General features: G+C 70.2%; 15 protein-coding genes and 1 pseudogene. 10 read left to right on the top strand and 6 right to left on the bottom strand.

The window, feature by feature from the left end:
- The first annotated feature begins 26 nt into the window (after positions 1–26).
- A complete protein-coding gene (locus tag OG714_RS28240; protein WP_406125094.1) occupies positions 27–509 on the top strand; it encodes a GNAT family N-acetyltransferase in 483 nt (160 codons plus the stop codon).
- Positions 510–516: 7 nt separating this feature from the next.
- Here the strand turns inward: OG714_RS28240 and OG714_RS28235 are convergent, their stop codons facing one another.
- Positions 517–1,425, bottom strand: a complete 909-nt coding sequence (locus OG714_RS28235; protein WP_406125092.1) for a sigma-70 family RNA polymerase sigma factor — start codon at positions 1,423–1,425, stop codon at positions 517–519.
- Positions 1,426–1,512: 87 nt separating this feature from the next.
- A complete protein-coding gene (gene arfB / locus OG714_RS28230) occupies positions 1,513–1,941 on the bottom strand; it encodes an alternative ribosome rescue aminoacyl-tRNA hydrolase ArfB (RefSeq protein WP_406125091.1) in 429 nt (142 codons plus the stop codon).
- A gap of 186 nt (positions 1,942–2,127) precedes the next feature.
- On the opposite strand from arfB, the gene OG714_RS28225 reads away from it, so the two are divergent.
- From OG714_RS28225 to OG714_RS28215, 3 genes are all read left to right on the top strand, one after another.
- A complete protein-coding gene (locus OG714_RS28225; RefSeq protein WP_366496745.1) occupies positions 2,128–2,703 on the top strand; it encodes a TerD family protein in 576 nt (191 codons plus the stop codon).
- Between the two features lie 211 nt (positions 2,704–2,914).
- A complete protein-coding gene (locus OG714_RS28220; protein WP_406125088.1) occupies positions 2,915–4,171 on the top strand; it encodes a DUF1266 domain-containing protein in 1,257 nt (418 codons plus the stop codon).
- 329 nt (positions 4,172–4,500) lie between these two features.
- Positions 4,501–5,478, top strand: coding sequence for a GNAT family N-acetyltransferase (locus OG714_RS28215; protein WP_406125086.1), 978 nt, complete (start codon positions 4,501–4,503; stop codon positions 5,476–5,478).
- 41 nt (positions 5,479–5,519) lie between these two features.
- On the opposite strand, the gene OG714_RS28210 is transcribed toward OG714_RS28215, so the two are convergent.
- Complete coding sequence (locus OG714_RS28210) at positions 5,520–6,941, bottom strand: M1 family metallopeptidase (RefSeq protein WP_406125084.1); 1,422 nt, start codon at positions 6,939–6,941, stop codon at positions 5,520–5,522.
- Between the two features lie 142 nt (positions 6,942–7,083).
- Between OG714_RS28210 and OG714_RS28205 the strand changes: the two are divergent.
- Together OG714_RS28205 and OG714_RS28200 are read left to right on the top strand one after the other, a co-directional pair.
- Positions 7,084–7,461, top strand: a pseudogene (locus OG714_RS28205) (hypothetical protein); the annotation flags it as partial.
- A gap of 157 nt (positions 7,462–7,618) precedes the next feature.
- Positions 7,619–8,119, top strand: a complete 501-nt coding sequence (locus tag OG714_RS28200; protein WP_406131984.1) for a hypothetical protein — start codon at positions 7,619–7,621, stop codon at positions 8,117–8,119.
- Positions 8,120–8,435: 316 nt separating this feature from the next.
- Here OG714_RS28200 and OG714_RS28195 read toward each other — a convergent pair whose 3' ends face one another.
- The gene (locus OG714_RS28195) at positions 8,436–9,083 is read right to left on the bottom strand and encodes a pentapeptide repeat-containing protein (RefSeq protein WP_406125082.1); all 648 of its coding nucleotides are present in this window, start codon (positions 9,081–9,083) and stop codon (positions 8,436–8,438) included.
- A gap of 233 nt (positions 9,084–9,316) precedes the next feature.
- On the opposite strand from OG714_RS28195, the gene OG714_RS28190 reads away from it, so the two are divergent.
- From OG714_RS28190 to OG714_RS28180, 3 genes are all read left to right on the top strand, one after another.
- Complete coding sequence (locus OG714_RS28190) at positions 9,317–10,525, top strand: FAD-dependent oxidoreductase (protein ID WP_406125080.1); 1,209 nt, start codon at positions 9,317–9,319, stop codon at positions 10,523–10,525.
- A 71-nt stretch (positions 10,526–10,596) separates the two neighbouring features.
- Positions 10,597–11,562, top strand: a complete 966-nt coding sequence (locus OG714_RS28185) for a zinc-binding dehydrogenase (protein ID WP_406125078.1) — start codon at positions 10,597–10,599, stop codon at positions 11,560–11,562.
- Between the two features lie 68 nt (positions 11,563–11,630).
- Entirely contained in the window at positions 11,631–13,133 is a 1,503-nt protein-coding gene (locus OG714_RS28180) for an MFS transporter (RefSeq protein ID WP_406125076.1), read from the top strand.
- Positions 13,134–13,436: 303 nt separating this feature from the next.
- Here the strand turns inward: OG714_RS28180 and OG714_RS28175 are convergent, their stop codons facing one another.
- Positions 13,437–14,870 (bottom strand): NAD(P)/FAD-dependent oxidoreductase, encoded by a 1,434-nt coding sequence (locus tag OG714_RS28175; RefSeq protein ID WP_406125074.1) that lies wholly within the window; start codon positions 14,868–14,870, stop codon positions 13,437–13,439.
- A 9-nt stretch (positions 14,871–14,879) separates the two neighbouring features.
- Positions 14,880–15,533: a rhomboid-like protein gene (locus tag OG714_RS28170; protein ID WP_406125072.1), complete on the bottom strand. Its 654-nt coding sequence runs from the start codon at positions 15,531–15,533 to the stop codon at positions 14,880–14,882.
- Here OG714_RS28170 and OG714_RS28165 point away from each other — a divergent pair.
- Positions 15,532–16,521: an aminoglycoside phosphotransferase family protein gene (locus OG714_RS28165; RefSeq protein ID WP_406125070.1), complete on the top strand. Its 990-nt coding sequence runs from the start codon at positions 15,532–15,534 to the stop codon at positions 16,519–16,521. The two genes, OG714_RS28170 and OG714_RS28165, sit on opposite strands and share 2 nt — an antisense overlap.
- The last annotated feature ends 5 nt before the right edge of the window (positions 16,522–16,526 follow it).

Here is a 16,526-nt window from a genome sequence, read left to right as displayed (position 1 = left end):
GTGATCCGCCCGCTTACCGTGCACGCATGACGACGATCACCACCGACGGGCCCGGGCCCCGCCTCGAAGAGATCACCCGGCTCAACATCGATGCCGCCATGGGCATACGGGTCCGCCCCGACCAGGAATTCGCGGTCTCCCCCGTCGTGAAGTCCCTCGCCGAGGCCTACGTCCATCCCGGCACCGCCTGGCCGCGCCTGATCGTCGACGAGGACCGGCCCGTCGGCTTCGTCATGGCCTTCTTCGACATCGACTGGAACCTGGACGGCTCCGTCATCCGTTCCGGCCTGTGGCGGCTGAACATCGCGGCGGACGAACAGGGGCGCGGCTACGGCCGGTTCGCGGTCGAGTCGGTCGCCGCGGAGATCCGGCGGCGGGGCGGCAAGGAGCTGTATGTGACGTGGCACGGCGGCCCGTCGGGGCCGGAGAAGTTCTATCTGGGGCTGGGTTTCCGGCCCAACGGGGAGCTGAGCGAGGGCGAGACGGTCGGGGTGCTGGAACTGCCGTAGCCGCGCCTCAGACGAGCCGTACGTCCAGCAGAGCCACCCTCTCCGGGTCCGTCACGATGTCGATCACCGCGATGCGGTCGCGTACGAAGGTGAAGGTCAGGGTGCGTTCGGGGTGGCCGTCGATGATCAGGGCGATGCCGGTGGCGCCGTCCACCAGGGCGTGGCGGGCGAAGGCGGCGAAGTGGGCGAAGCTCGTCGCACCGGCCGCCACGGAGGCGGCGCCCGCGGTCACGGCGCCCTCGGAGCGGGCGACGACGTCCGGGTCGAGCACCTTCACCAGCGCGTCGAAGTCGCCCTCGCGCACGGCGGCGAGGAACGCGTCGGCGACCGCCCGTTGCCGTACGAGATCCACGTCCGGCGCGGGCGCGCCCTGCACCCGGCGCCGGGCCCGGCTCGCCAACTGCCGTGCCGCCGTGGGCGTACGGCCGACGATGGACGCGATCTCCTCGAAGGGGACGGCGAACAGGTCGTGCAGCACGAACGCGAGGCGTTCGGCGGGGGTGAGGGTCTCCAGGACGACGAGGAGCGCGACGCCGACCGAGTCGGCGAGGAGGGCGTCCTGTTCGGGATCGGGGCCGGGTGCCGGAGCGGGCGTAGCGGCTTCGAGGGGTTCCTCCGCGCGGGACTTGCGGGACCGGAGCATGTCGAGGCAGACCCGGCCGACGACGGTGGTGAGCCAGCCGCCCAGGTTCTCCACCCGCCCGCTGTCCGTACGGCTCAGCCGGAACCAGGCCTCCTGCACGGCGTCGTCGGCCTCGGCGGAGGAGCCGAGCATGCGATAGGCCACGGCGCGGAGGCGGGAGCGGTGGGATTCGAATCGGGCGGCGAGAAATTCACCGTCGTTTCCGTTCCCGTCCCCATCCCCGTTCCCGTTCACTTCGGGCTCGTTCTTTTCGGGGAATTCGAAGTCACCCATGGGCCACGCTCCTCTTCGCCGTCCGTCGCCTTCACTGACTGGACGGACGACGGCAGCGGAATGTGACAACGGGCACCCGGCGCGGAACTATCCCCAGCCCTGCCCGTTCCGCCCCCGCTTCGTGTCGGAGCGCTGCTTCTTCTCCCGCAACCGGCGTTCGTTGATACCGCGCGGAATACGGGTCGCCCGGCGCGGCTTCGGCGGCGGCGCGGTGGCCTCGGCGAGCAGCGCCGCGAGGCGTACGGCGGCGGTCTCGCGGTTGCGCCACTGGGACCGGTGCTCGGAGGACCGTACGGTGACGACGCCGTCGACGAGCCGCGACGCGAGCCGTTCCAGCGCGCGCTGCTTCCACACCGGGGGCAGGGCCTCGGTCTTCGCGAGGTCGAAACGCAGCTCCACCTGGGAGTCGCTGGTGTTGACGTGCTGCCCACCCGGCCCTGACGACCGCGAGAAACGCCACATGAGCTCGGCCTCGGGCAGGGAGACGGAGCCGCGGACGGGATAGGGACCGGACATGCCCCCATGGTCGCGCGTCTGTCCGGTCCACGTCACTCCTATTTCCACAGGAGTCCCGAGGGAGGCGTGGGTAAAGAAAGTAAAGTCACCTGGAACCTTCGGTACCCCTCTTGGCGTTCATAGAGGTACCGGTAGCTTCGTCCTCAGTACGAAGCCCGCACCGCAACGAGGGAAGGACTCCCAACAATGGCTGTAAGCCTGTCCAAGGGTGGCAACGTCTCGCTCACCAAGGAGGCCCCGGGCCTGACCGCCGTCACCGTAGGCCTCGGCTGGGACGTCCGCAGCACCACCGGCACGGACTTCGACCTCGACGCCTCGGCGATCGCGGTCAACCCCGAGGGCAAGGTCTACTCGGACGGTCACTTCATCTTCTTCAACAACAAGTCCACCCCGGACCAGACCATCGTCCACACCGGTGACAACCGCACGGGCGAGGGCGCGGGCGACGACGAGGCGATCAACGTCAACCTGGCCGGCCTCCCGGCGGACGTCGAGAAGATCGTCTTCCCGGTCTCGATCTACGACGCGGAGACCCGCTCGCAGAACTTCGGCCAGGTCCGCAACGCGTACATCCGCATCGTGAACCAGGCCGGCGGCGCGGAGATCGCCCGCTACGACCTCTCCGAGGACGCGGCGACGGAGACGGCGATGGTCTTCGGCGAGCTGTACCGCAACGGCGCGGAGTGGAAGTTCCGCGCGGTGGGCCAGGGTTACGCCTCCGGCCTGGTCGGTATCGCGCAGGACTTCGGCGTGAACGTCTGACGTTCTCGGCGTGAACGTCTGACGTTCGCCGCGTTCGCAGTGCCGTCTGTGAGGCCCCTGGCCGCGGTTGCGGCCGGGGGCCCCGGTCTGTGCGGGGTCACTCAGGGATGTCCTAGCCAGGTATGGCAATGTGCCGGAATCAGCAGCGGTGTCGACCCGGCCGTGCCTGGTCGGGCTGCCCCTGGACGGACTTGGAAGGACCGCGAGCCCTATGTCGTTCGGACCGTCCCCCGCCGGTTTCGGGCCTCCCCCACCGCCCGCCTGGACCCCGCCGACCGAGACGGAACGCGCACTGTCCGAGGCGCGGGCGCGCGGCGACCGGCCCGCGTACTACGACGTACTGGCCCGGGTCCGCCTCTACTACGTGATGTCGCGCGAGGCCTACGACGCCCAACCGGACCGTATCCACCGCACGTTCACCCGCGACCCCCGCACCGGCGCGGAACGCTGGGAACTCTTCACCGACGGCATGCTGCCCGCACCGCGCCCCGACGACCTGGTGTACTCGAGCGCCTCACTGCGCTGGGCGGCGGACGCCTGGAACCCGCGGTGCCCACCCGCCATCGTCGTCAACCCCGGCACCCCCTGCGAACTCGCCCTCCCCTACGGCCCCCCGGGCACCACGGACTGGTCACGCGCGGCGGAACGAACAGGCACCGTGCCCACCTCCATGCGGCTGCGCGCACTCCACGTCGGCGGCGCGCTCCACGGCCCCGTGGCCCACGGCCTGGCCTGCGGAGCCCTCCTCTGCGTCAGCAACGGCTCCCTGTGGAACGCGCCGGCCTGGCACGGACAGGGCTACGACGGTGAGCGCCGGCGGCTGCGCGAGTGGTGGGGCATCACCACCCGCGCCGAGTGGCAGTACCACCTGCGCAACCTGCTCGCCTGCGAAGCGTCCAGCTCCGTATGGGAGTTCGCGCTGAGTCTGCGCCGCACGATCGCCCGCGACTTCGGCGGCCACGTCGACACCGGCTACTGGCGCCAGGCCGTAGCCACCGTCATACGCGCCAACTCCGAGGGCACCACGGTGATCACGGAGGACGGCGTGACGAAGACGGACCCGCGCCCGGCGTCGGAGACCGAGGCCCGCATCGAGGGCGTACAACGCCTGATCGGCCGCATCACCCGCTACGAGGCCCGTATGCGCGCCGACGGCATCCTCCCCGAGAACCGCTACGTCACGTCGGTCGAGGCCTGGGACCTGGGCCGCGCCTCGAAGATGGCCCGCTGGGGCCTGGGCGCCCGCTTCGCCACCCTGCCGGAGACGGAGGCCGCCATCATCCGCGCGGGCCGGTCCGCCGCCCTCGCCTACCGCTCCTGGCCGGACTTCTCCGCCGGCTACATCCTCGGCCGCTGCCTGCACTTCGACGAGGAGGAGTTCGGCGACTGGTACCAGGACATGGTCTCGGCGCACCGGATCCTAATGTCGGAGGCGGGGAGCCCTTGGCTGAACATCCCTTTCCGGTAGGGAAGTTCGCCTCGTAACCTGACGAAGATCCACACCTGACGTGGATCCGTACCTGGCGAAGATCCGTTGCATTCCCGGAGGTTGAGCCTTGCGAAGACGTGCGTTCGTCACCGCCCTCGGCGCCACCGTCGCCGCGTCCGCCGTACCGGGAGTGGCACGGGCGGCCACGCCGCTCATAGCGCCGACGCTGACGGGCCGGAACCGTAGGGGCCACCGCTTGGGACCAGTCCCCGGACAGCCCCCCTCCCCACTCCCCACCTACCCCGTGCCGTATCGGCGCCCTCATCCGGTTCGCACTCGGCGGACCCCGCGGCCGCTAGCGTGCCCCCATGTTCCTCGAACCGCTCACGCCGACCGAGGCCGGCGCGCTCCCCGGCGAGCTGCTCACCGAGCTGACCGCCCTCTACGCCTCGAACCACGCGTTCCACGCCCTGAGCGGTGACTTCCCCGACCCGGAGGACATCCGGCCCGAGCAGGTGGCGACCGCGCTGGCCGACGAACTGGCCGACCCGGACACGGAAGTCCTGCTCGCCCGTAGCGCCGGGCGGCTCGTCGGGATCGCGATCACCCTCGGGACACATCCCGACCCGGACGACGAGGACCCCTGGATCGGCCTGCTGATGATCGACGCCACGCAGCAACAGCAGGGTCACGGACGGCAGTTGGCGTCCCTCGTCGAGGCCCGCTTCCGCGAGGCCGGCCGAACCGCCGTACGCCTCGCCGTCCTTGACAACAATCCCGCCGCCCTCACCTTCTGGACCACCCTCGGCTACGACGTCATCGACCACCGGCACGACCGTCAACTGGGGCGCCCCTGCACGGTGTTGCGCAAGCAGCTGCGCAGACTCCGGCACGCCGGCCGCGTCGCCGTGCTCGACCCGGCCGGATCCGTCTTCCTCTTCCGGTACGACGACGCCGAGACCGGCAGCTTCTGGGCCCTGCCCGGCGGCGGCCTCGAAGGGGACGAGACCCCACGCGAGGGTGCCCTCCGGGAGTTGCGCGAGGAGACCGGCTGGACCGATCTGGAGCCCGGGCCCCTGCTGCACACCAGGGAGGTCGACGCCACCTTCTCCGGAGTCCCCGTCCACCAGCACGAACACATCTACGTCGCCCACGGCCCCCACCGCGAACCCACCGGCGCCCACCTCGCCGCCGCCCACGCCCAGGACGGCATCCTCGCCTGGCGGTGGTGGACACGGGAGGAGTTGCACGGGACGCCGGAAACCGTATGGCCGGCCGAACTCCCCCAGCTGCTCGACGAGTTGGAGGAAGGGGCGGGAGAGGGGACGGGGACAGGGAGTGGCTGACCTCGTGGCCGACCCACGGGTACCGGCGGACCGTTCGCCCGTCAGGGGCGGGCCGGCTTCCCGTTCCCGTACAGCCAGGCCTTCCAGATTCCGGTGAAGTCCTTCCCTGGTGCCATCTTCTCCACGTACGCCGTGAAGTCCGCCGTGTTCGCGTTGCCGTAGCGGTGGGCGGCGGCCCAGCCCTGGAGGATGTCGTAGAAACGCGCGTCGCCGACCGTCTCGCGGATCTTGTGGAGGACCATCGCGCCGCGTTCGTAGACGGGGCTGTCGGAGATGTGGGCGGCGGAGGTGGGACGGGCCGGCGGGAAGGCCCAGATCGCCTCGTCGTCGGACTGGTCGTCGAAGTAAGTGCCCTTGTAGAGCGCGTCGAAGGTCTGCTGGGCGGTGTCGCCGTCGTGGTCCTCGCTCCAGAGCCACTCCGCGTAGGTCGCGAAGCCCTCGTTGAGCCACATGTCGCGCCAGGTCTTCGGGGTGACCGAATCGCCGTACCACTGGTGGGCGAGTTCGTGGACGAGGGTGGCGGTGTCAGGGGCGCCGGGGAAGAACGGGCGGGTCTGGGTCTCCAGGGCGTAGCCCGCGTCGCCCCGGCGGTCGACGATCGCGCCGGCGGAGTCGAAGGGGTACGGGCCGAAGTTGTACTCCTCCCACTCCATGATCTCGGGGATCTTCGCCAGCACCCTGCGGCTCGCCGCCGCCTCCTCCGGGTCCACCGCCACGTACACGGGGAGGCCGTTCTTCGTGGTGGTGCGGGTGATGTCGTAGTGGCCGATCGCGACCGTGGCCAGGTAGGTCGCCATGGGGTGCGCGGTGCGCCAGGTGTAGGTCGTCGTACGGCCGGCGTCCGTCGTCCTCTCAGTGCTCAACTCGCCGTTGGAGACCGCCTGGAGGCCCTTCGGGACGGTGATCGTGATGTCGTACGTCGCCTTGTCGGACGGGTGGTCGTTGCCCGGGAACCAGGCCATCGAGCCGGTCGGTTCGCCCAGCGCGAGCGCGCCGTCCGCCGTGCGCACCCAGCCCTCGTCCGAGCCGTCCGGGTCGGTGATCGTCTCGGGGGTGCCGGAGTAGCGGACGGTCGTCCTGAACGTCTTGCCCTGGCGGACGGTTGAGCGCGGGTGGACTGCCAGTTCCTGGCCGGAGCGGGTCCAGGAGGCGCTCTTGCCGTCCACCGCCAGCGCGTCGACCTTCATGCCCTTGAGGTCCAGGTCGAAGGCGGAGAGGTTGTGGGTGGCGCGGGCCGTGATCTCCGCCGTGCCGGTCAGGTGGTGGGTGTCGGTGGCGTACGCGAGGGTCAGCGCGTAGTGGGTCACGTCGTAGCCGCCGTTGCCCGCCTTCGGGAAGTACGGGTCGGCTACGCCCGCGCTGCCGGCGGTGCCCGGTACGCCTCCCGTTCCACCGCACGCCGTCAGGACGAGGGCCAGCGCGCACGCGGTGACCGTGGGAACAAGCCGTACGGATCGGGACACGTGCGCGATCCTATGAGTTCGGGGTTCGAGGTTCGGGGCTCAGGGTTCGAGGCTCCTCGTCTTGGCGTACGGCGGCCCTCGTACGCTCGGGTCCGTGCCCCGTTCCTCCAAGAAGCCTCGCCGCCTTGTCGTCGACGGGCGCGTGTACCTGTGGTGGCTGCGTCACGGTCACGACCACTCCGGGCCGGCCAGGGACGACGCCGGCTGGACCGTGGGCTGTGTCCAGACCCTCACGCTGTCCCCGCAACCGGCCGGCACGGGCGGTCCGCTGCGGATCGTCTTCACCTCGGGGCCGGGGCGGTACGTCCCGGGCGGAGCCCCCTTCGGCTCCGGGGACGTGGGGTACGTCCGGGGCGCCTCCCTCAATCTGCACGAACCCGGTGGCGTCCGCGCCCTGCTCGACGCGGCGGCGGACCGCGGGTGGCTGCCGGGACCGGGAGCGTCGCGCGCGGTGGAGGTCGATGGGTGGACCCTGCTGGAGGCTGCCGCCGCCGCGCGGGGTGGGGGCAGGGGCGGTGAGCGTCCCGCGGACCCCGGTGAGGGGCATCGTGACGGGCGGGATGACGAGCATGATGACGAGCGTGGTGAAGGGCGTGACGACGAGCGTGACGAGGGGGCGCCGTGAGAGGTAACTCCGGCTGACCTTGGACCTCCCCGACCGTGACACCATCTCCTACGTGCTCGACATCGGCTACGCCCTCTCCAACCGCTTCCCCGACCCCCCGCAGACCGACTACCGGCGCGCGGACGTCCACGCGCTGCGGCACGACCTGTTCTGCGGTGACGTCTATCTCGCCGACACCAAGGCGGACCGGGAAGTGGCCACGGCCTGGGGATGGGTACCGGTGCTCGACTTCGCGTGGGCGTTGTGCGACATCGTGGAGCGGATCGACCAGGACCCGGCGGGGTCGCGGGCGGCGCGGCCGCAACGCGCGGAACTGGACTTCACTGAGTCCACCGACCGGATGCTGTTCGAGCGGCGGTTCGGGTGGGTGGATGTCGAGGCGGACTGGATGCGGCGGGACGAGGAGGCGTTGACCTTCTCCCACTCCGAACTCCGGCGTGAGGCGCGGGACTTCCTGCACGATCTGATCGCCGACCTCGTTGATCTCCACGAGGACCTGGGCGAGAACCCGGCGATCTGGACGTTGCAGGCGAGGTTCCCCAGGGTTCCCTGAGCTACCCGGTCTCCCTGAACTTCCTTGTCGCCTGGACTACTTGGTCGCCCTGAACTGATGGCGCCGTCCCTGGGGGCTGCGCCCCCAGACCCCCATCGGCCTGAACGGCCTCGTCCTCAAACGCCGGACGGGCTGGAGGATGCCAGCCTGCACTGAAAAGAACCCCCCTCACCTCGAAAAAGAACCCCCGCCCCCTCGTCTGCTCCCCCTCGAAGAGCCCCCGAACCCCCCGTCCACTCCCCTCGAAGAACCCCCGCCCCCAACACCAGCCAGCCCCTGAAAAGATGCCCCCCGCCCTGGACGGCCCCCGCCCCCCTCACCCCTCCACCCGAATCCCCATCTGCACAGCCAACACCGGCGCCAAATCCAACAGTTGCCCCATGCTGATCACGGCCCCGGACAAGCGATCCACCCCCCGCGCGATCTCCAACTCCGCGGCCCCCCGCAGATCCACGTCCGTGAACGTCACCCCCGTGAAGTCCGCCCCCTTCAGCGCGCAGTCCACGAACTCGACGCGCTCCAGCCGGGCATCGAGAAAGTCCGGCTCGACGAGGACGCACCCCTCGAAAACAACATCCCGGAGCTTCGCCTTGCGCAGGTTCAGGTAGTCGATCTTGCCGCCCCGGATCACCACCCGCTCCAGCACGGCACCGTGCAACTGCACCCCACCCATGCGCGCGTCGATCACCTCGACGTCACGCAGGGTCGCCTCGGCGAGGTCGGTGCCGACACCCCGTATGCCGGTGAGGACGGAGTCCAGCACACGCGCGTGATGCAGTCGCGTCTCGTCCAACGCACAGTCCGTCAGCGCGCAGTCCATGAAACGGGCGCCCCCGCCGTCCTGCCCGACGAAGTCCTCGTCCCGGAACTGCAGCCCGTCGTAGTCCCCGTCCGGCTCCAACTCCCCACCCTCGTAAGCCTCCAGAGCCGGCAACCGCACCTCCGGCCGCCGCGCCCCCTTCACCCCGCCCGCAGCACCACGGGACCCACTCGCGCCACCCGTGCCACTCGTCCCACCCGTCGCCGCTCTCCTCGCCATGCCCCCATCCTGCACCCCACCACTGACAATCCACCTGACCTGCACAGACGCAATCCCCCTCCCCGACGACGTCACATTCCACCCCCCTCGACCCGTCGTACTCACAGAAAGGCGCACCCAAGGCACCCACCCCAAGGGCCGATCCGAGGGAGACCCCCATGCACCACATCCCCGCCCCCGCAACCTCCCCCTCCCCCGCCCCCATCACCGTCATCGGTGGCGGCCTCGCCGGGCTGACCGCCGCGATCGCCGCGGCCGAGGCGGGCGCCGAGGTCACCGTGTACGAGGCGCACCACACCCTCGGCGGGCGCGCGCGGACCGCCGAGGGGCCGTACCGGACGAACGACGGACCGCACGCCCTCTACAGCCGCGGCCCGCACTGGACCTGGCTCCGGGAGCGCGGGCTGCTCGGGCCGCTCGCCCCGGTCCCGGTGTCGGCGGCGGCCCGTTTCCGGCTGCGTCACCACGGCGCCCTGCGCCGCACGCCGCCCCTCCCGATGCTCACCCTCCTCCGCCGTTCCGTCCGCCAACAGGCGTCCGTGGACGTCGACTTCATGACGTGGGCGACCGGTGTCGCCGGTGAGGAGGCCGCCCGGGCCGCCGCGCACTACTCCGCCGTCGCCCTCTTCCACCACGACCCCGGCGCGCTGTCCGCCGCCTTCGTGCAGGAACGGCTGCGGCGTGCGGCGCGGCTGCCGGCCGAGGCGCGCTACCCGCGCGGCGGCTGGGCGAACGTCGTCGACCGGATGGCCGCCCGGGCCTGGCAGCTCGGCGTACGCGTGGAGACGCTGTCCCGCGTCGACACGTTGCCCACGGACACACCCGTCGTCGTGGCCACCTCCCTCGACGCCGCCCGCCGCCTCCTCGGCGACGACTCGCTGACGTGGACGAGCGGACGTACGGCCCTCGTCGACATGGCCATCCGGACCCGGCGCGGTGACCCCTTCGTCGTCTCCGACCTCGACTCGCCGGGCTGGGTGGAACGGTTCACCGCACAGGACCGCACCCTCGCCCCGGCCGGAGAGCAACTGCTCCAGGCACAGATCCCGATCGCGCCGTACGAGACGAAGGCCGACGGGGTCGCCCGCGCCGAGGAGCTGCTCGACCTGGGGTTCCGGGGCTGGCGGGACCGGCTGATCTGGCGGCGCACCGGGGTCGCGAGCGGCCGTACCGGAGCCGTCGATCTGCCCGGCAGCAGTTGGCGGGACCGCCCCGCCGTCGATCGCGGGGACGGGGTCTACCTCGCGGGCGACCAGGTCGCGGCACCCGGTGTCCTCTCCGAGGTGTCCTTCAACAGCGCCCTGACGGCCGTATCCCTGGCCCTCACATCACCGACCCGACGAACACTTGACCTCAAGCACGCTTGAGGTCGAAGAGTGAGGCCCCCGAACAAACAACGACCGACAAACACCAAGCAATCCATCGCCATGGGGGCCCCATGCACGCCATACGACTCCACACCTTCGGTCCCGCCGAAAACCTCACCTACGAATCCATCGACGATCCCTCTCCCGCCCCCGGCCAGGTCCGTATCGCCGTCGCCGCAGCCGGAGTCCACCTCCTGGACACCGTCCTCCGGGCGGGAGAACAGGGCCCGCTCCCCGAACTCCCCACCCTCCCGACCGTCCCCGGCCGCGAAGTCGCCGGTGTCGTCGAGTCGCTCGGGGACGGGGTCACCGGGCTGTGGCTCGGCAAGCGGGTTGTCGCGCATCTCGGGTTCGCGCCGGGCGGGTACGCGGAGTTGGCCGTGACCGATGTCGACCGGGTGCACGAGATCCCGGCGAACCTGGACTTCGCGCAGGCCGTCGCGATGATCGGGACAGGCCGTACGGCGATGGGGATCGTGCAGTTCAGCGAGCTGGACGCCGACTCCGTGGTCGTCGTTCCGGCGGCCGCGGGCGGACTCGGCACCCTGCTCGTGCAGTACGCGAAGCACGCAGGTGCCACTGCCATCGGTCTCGCGGGCGGCCCGGAGAAGGTCGCCCTCGTACAGGCGAACGGCGCCGATCTCGCCGTCGACTACACGGATCCGGAGTGGCCGGGAAAGGTACGGGCCTGGCTGGGCGGACGGCACGCGACGGTCGTCTTCGACGGCGTGGGAGGGGCCGTAGCAAAACAAGCAGTCGACCTGCTCGGTCCAAGCGGTCAGCACCTCGTCTTCGGATGGTCGAGCGGCGAGCCGTACACCGCCACGGGACTGTCCGAGCAGGTTCTCGGACCCGTGATGATGCGGAAGACCGCTGGCCCAAACCCCATCCAAACCCTCGAACTGCGCGCACTCGCCGAGGCAGCGGAGGGACGGCTGACACCCATCGTCCAACGATTCCCACTGGCAGCGGCGGCGGACGCGCACCGGGCACTGGAGAACCGGAAGACAACCGGAAAGGTAGTCCTGGAGCCATGACGGCACCGAACAAACACACGAACACAACTGAGGATGCGATACCGGCCGATTCATGGTCTTCTGACCAGATGAGTGTCACCCGAACAGGTGAATCAGACACGGCCGCGGGCCCCGATCCCCGCCGCTGGTGGGGCCTGGTGATCATCGCTCTCGCACAGCTCATGGTGGTCCTCGACGCGACGATCGTGAACATCGCGCTCCCCTCCGCACAGCGCGACCTGGGCATGTCCGACGGCAACCGGCAATGGGTCATCACCGCGTACACGCTCGCCTTCGGCGGCCTGCTCCTGCTGGGCGGCCGGATCGCCGACCTGGTGGGCCGCAAACGGACGTTCATCATCGGCCTGATCGGCTTCGCGGGCGCCTCCGCACTGGGCGGCGCGGCCACGACCTCGGGCATGCTCTTCGGCGCCCGAGCCCTCCAGGGCGTCTTCGCCGCCGTACTGGCCCCCTCCGCCCTCAGCCTCCTCACCACAACGTTCACCGACCCGAAGGAACGCGGAAAAGCCTTCGGAATCTACGGCGCGCTCGCGGGCAGCGGTTCGGCGATCGGCTTCATCGCGGGCGGCCTGCTCACCGAGTACCTGAACTGGCGCTGGTGCCTCTACGTCAACATCCCCATCGCGATCATCGCCGTCTTCGGCGCCTTCGCCCTCCTCCACGACCGCCCGGGAAACAAGGGCGCCCGCCTCGACGTACCCGGCGTACTACTGGGCTGCGGCGGACTCGTGGCAATCGTCTACGGCTTCAGCGAGGCGGAACCACGCGGCTGGACGGACTCCCTGGTCCTCGGCCTGTTCGCGGCCGGCGTCGTCCTCCTCGCAACCTTCGTGTGGTGGCAGACGCGGGCCCCCAGCCCTCTCCTCCCCCTCCACATCGTCAAGGACCGCAACCGCGCCGGCTGCTTCCTCACGATGGGCCTGGCCGTCATCGGCATGTTCGGCATGTTCCTGTTCATGACCTACTACCTCCAGGTCATCCTCGACTACTCACCCGTGAAGACCGGCATGGCCTTCCTGCCCCTCACGGTCGCGATCATCATCGGCTCCACCCAGATCTCGGCCCGCCTGATGCACCACGTCCCGCCGCGCACCCTGATGGTGCCGGGCGCGATCCTCGCGGCAGCCGGCATGTCCTTCTTCACCCGCCTGACCGTTACCTCGGACTACGCGACCGAACTCCTCCCCGGCCTCATCCTGATGGGCCTCGGCATGGGCCTGATCTTCATGCCGGTCTTCGCCACCGCCACGGCCGGAGTCGCCCCGCAGGACTCGGGCGTGACCTCCGCGACCGTCAACACCGCCCAGCAGGTGGGCGGTTCGATCGGCACGGCCCTCCTCAACACGATCGCCACCACCAGCAGCACGGCCTACATCGCCGCCCACCTCCACACCCCGGCCCAGAAGGCCCTGATCACCAGCAAGGGCATCGTCCACGGCTACACGGTCGCCATCTGGTGGGCCGTAGCCGTCATGCTCCTCGCAGGCCTGGTAGCGGGCCTGATGGTGACAGCCCGAGCACCCAAACACGGGACACCGGCACAGTCACCGGTACCGGAGTCGGTGAGCTGAACCGAGCGGCCCGCAGGCCGCGTACGGCGGCAAGGTGACGTGTCGGGGGGTGTCCGCCCGCAGCGGTTGGCGCGTCAAACACGCCCGAGCCGATGACCGACACCCCCCGCGCCAATCCGAGGACGGACACCCCCCGGCGCGGCGCCGCCCCACAACGAACCGCAGGCGCCGAAACGCACCCGCACCCAGCCACAAAGCCGCACCCCCACCCACCCAGGGGCGCGGGGCTGTATCAATGTGCGGCTCCGCCGCGTGGGCGCGACCAGCCCCCACGCACCCGCAGACGACAGCCCACCCCAAACCTCAGCTCCGCCCCGCCACCCGATCCGCCCACCGCGCCAACCGCGACGACTCCGCGCTATGCCCACCAAGTTCACGCCGATCAGCCGCCCGATACGTCGCGTACATCCCCTGCACCCCAAGCCAACGAAACGGCTCCGGCTCCCACTTACGCACCTTGTGCCCAACCCACGGAAGCCCGGTCAGATCAGTCGCCCCCGCCTGCCCCGAATCCAGCTGAACCAGATCCCGCAAGGTCCGGGCCGCGAGATTCGTCGTAGCCACCCCCGACCCGACGTAACCCCCGGCCCACCCCAGCCCCGTAGAGCGATCCAACGTCACCGTCGCGCACCAGTCGCGCGGCACCCCCAGAACCCCAGACCACGCATGCTCGACCCGCACCCCCGCAAGCGACGGAAAGAACCGCACGAGAATCTCCCGCAACGCCTCGACCGTCGAAGCCTGCGTCCGCCCGTCGCTGTCCGTCTTCGACCCGAACCGATACGGCACCCCACGCCCACCCAACGCGATCCGCCCATCGGCGGTGCGCTGCGCGTACATGTACGCGTGCGCCATGTCCCCCAGCGTCTCCAGCCCACCCCACCCCACCGACTCCCACTGCGCATCGCTGAGCGGCTCGGTAGCGATCATCGAGGAGTTCATGGGCAACCAGGTCCGCCGCTGCCCCTTGAGACTCGCGGTGAACCCCTCCGTACAGCGCAGAACATAGGGCGCGCGAACGGTGCCGTACGGCGTGACCGCGTGCTTGGGCCGGATCTCGGTCACGGGCGTCGACTCATAGATAACAACCCCCAACGCCTCCACCACAGCCGCAAGCCCCTTGACCAGCTTCACCGGATGCAGCCGCGCCCCATGCGGCGTCCACGTGGACCCGACCGCGTCCACGACCCGAATCCGCTCACCGGTCTCGCGCGCACCGTACAACTCACGATCAGTCTCGCCGTACGACAACTCGTGCTCGTGAAATGCCTTCAGCCGCGCCAACTGAGCAGGCGTACAAGCGACTTCGAGCACCCCACCCACAGAGATATCGGCCTCGATCCCCTCCCCCTCAGCGACCCTGACGACCTCGGCGACGGTGTCGTTCATAGCCTTCTGCAGCCGTACCGCGGCTTCCCGCCCATGGAGCTTCGCGTACCGGTCACGCCCCGCGATCCCGTTGTACAGCCACCCACCGTTCCGCCCCGAGGCGCCGTATCCGCAGAACTTCTGCTCCAGGACGGTGACCCGGAGGAAGGGCGCCGCCTTCTTCAGGTAGTACGCGGTCCACAGTCCCGTGTATCCGCCGCCGACGATCACGACATCGGCGGAGGCGTCACCCGCGAGGGGCTCCCGTCGCACCGGAATGCCGTCGTCCGCGTACCAGAAGGAGATACCACCGTTCACGACACCGTCCATCACGACACCGTCCGTAATACGGCTCACCGAGCTGCTCATATCCGGACGCTAACCCCTGAGCGCGGCGACTGTCTCCTTCGGATTCCATGCTTTTCCGCACCCTCTGACCAGCGGATAACACGCCAGCCCGATCACCACGGACGTGAAATGCCCAAGATCGGTGAAGGTCCGCCCGGTGGCCAACGGCACCCCGTACACCGCCAGCACGACCACCAGATACGGATACCGCCACGGCACCGCGATCCGGTACACCAGCACGCCAACCACCCCCGCCAGCGCGTAACTCACCCCGATATCAAGGGTGTTGACCGCGGGCTGCGGCGCCACGCCCCGCCTGATCGCCTCCAGCAGCGCGCCCTCGCTGATCAGCGAGGCCAGCACATGCGCGGCCACACACACCATCAGCCACCGCGCCGTACCGAGCCACCGTTCCGCCTGCGCGTGGAACACCGTGTACAGCGCGGCGTACGGCAGCCAGCGCCCCCCGTCTATCCACATCGCGCTCGCGAACAGCACCCGCACCGGGTTGTTCGACAGCTCGTGGATGTTGGTGGACCGCTGCCGCAGGAACTCCTGCTCGAACTCCGGCGACATGTGGTGCATGGCGACCGTGGTGAAGAACAGGATCCCCAGCCAGACGTAGGTGCCGGGGGCGCTGCGCACGTACGCCCACACCCTGTGGAGGCCCCGGGTAATTCGCATGAGCCGATTCACGCACGCAAGTATCGTCGGAGCCGTGATCGACATTCCGGCCGGACTGGTCGCCTCCCAGGAGACGTTCAACGGAGCGGCCGGACGCGCCTTCGTCGCGGAACTCCCCCAGCGGACGGCCGACTTCCTCGACCACTGGTCACTACGGCTCGACGGCCCCTCGATGTACGGCATGTGCGCCCTGGTCCTCCCCGTCCTGCGCACCGACGGCACCCGGGCCGCGCTGAAACTCCAGTACCTCGACGAGGAGACCGCGGGCGAGCCGATCGCCCTGCGCACCTGGGCGGGCGACGGCGCCGTACGACTTCTGGAGTACGACGACGAAACGGGCACCCTGCTCCTGGAACGCCTGGACGCGTCCCGCGCCCTCACCCACGAACCGGACTCCCGCGCGGCCGCCCTCGTGATCGCCCGCCTGCTCGCCCGGCTGACGGCGGTATCCGCACCGCCGGAGCTGCGCCGACACCTCGGCGACATCACGGCCGCCATGCTGGAGCAGCTCCCCGCCGCCCTCCCCCACCTCCCCGACCCGGCCGACCGCCGCCTGATCGAGGACTGCGCGGCGGCGGTGCGCGAGGTCGCGACCGAGCCCGGCGACCGGCTGCTGCACTGGGACCTGCACTACGACAACGTGCTCCGGAGCCCGCGCTACGACGACGCCCTCCCCGACCTCTCTGCTCTCCCCGCGCTCTCCGCCCTCCCCGCACTCTCCGCCGACCGCGCCCCCTGGCGCGCCATCGACCCCAAGCCGCTGTCGGGCGACCCCGGGTTCGAACTCTTCCCGGCCCTGGACAACCGTTTCGACCCCGACGAAATCCGTTGGCGCTTCGACGCGATGACGGACGTGATGGGCCTCGACCGGTCGCGGGCGCGGGCCTGGACGCTCGGCCGGGTGCTGCAGAACGCGCTGTGGGCGATCGAGGACGACAGCCCACCCGCGCCGCACCACCTGGAGATCGCCCGGCGCCTGCGCGACTGACCCGG

Source organism: Streptomyces sp. NBC_00989 (assembly GCF_045162655.1).
Classification (GTDB): Bacteria; Actinomycetota; Actinomycetes; order Streptomycetales; family Streptomycetaceae; genus Streptomyces.
Note: the sequence above shows the minus strand (reverse complement) of the source record. Positions and strands in the feature narration are given on the sequence as shown.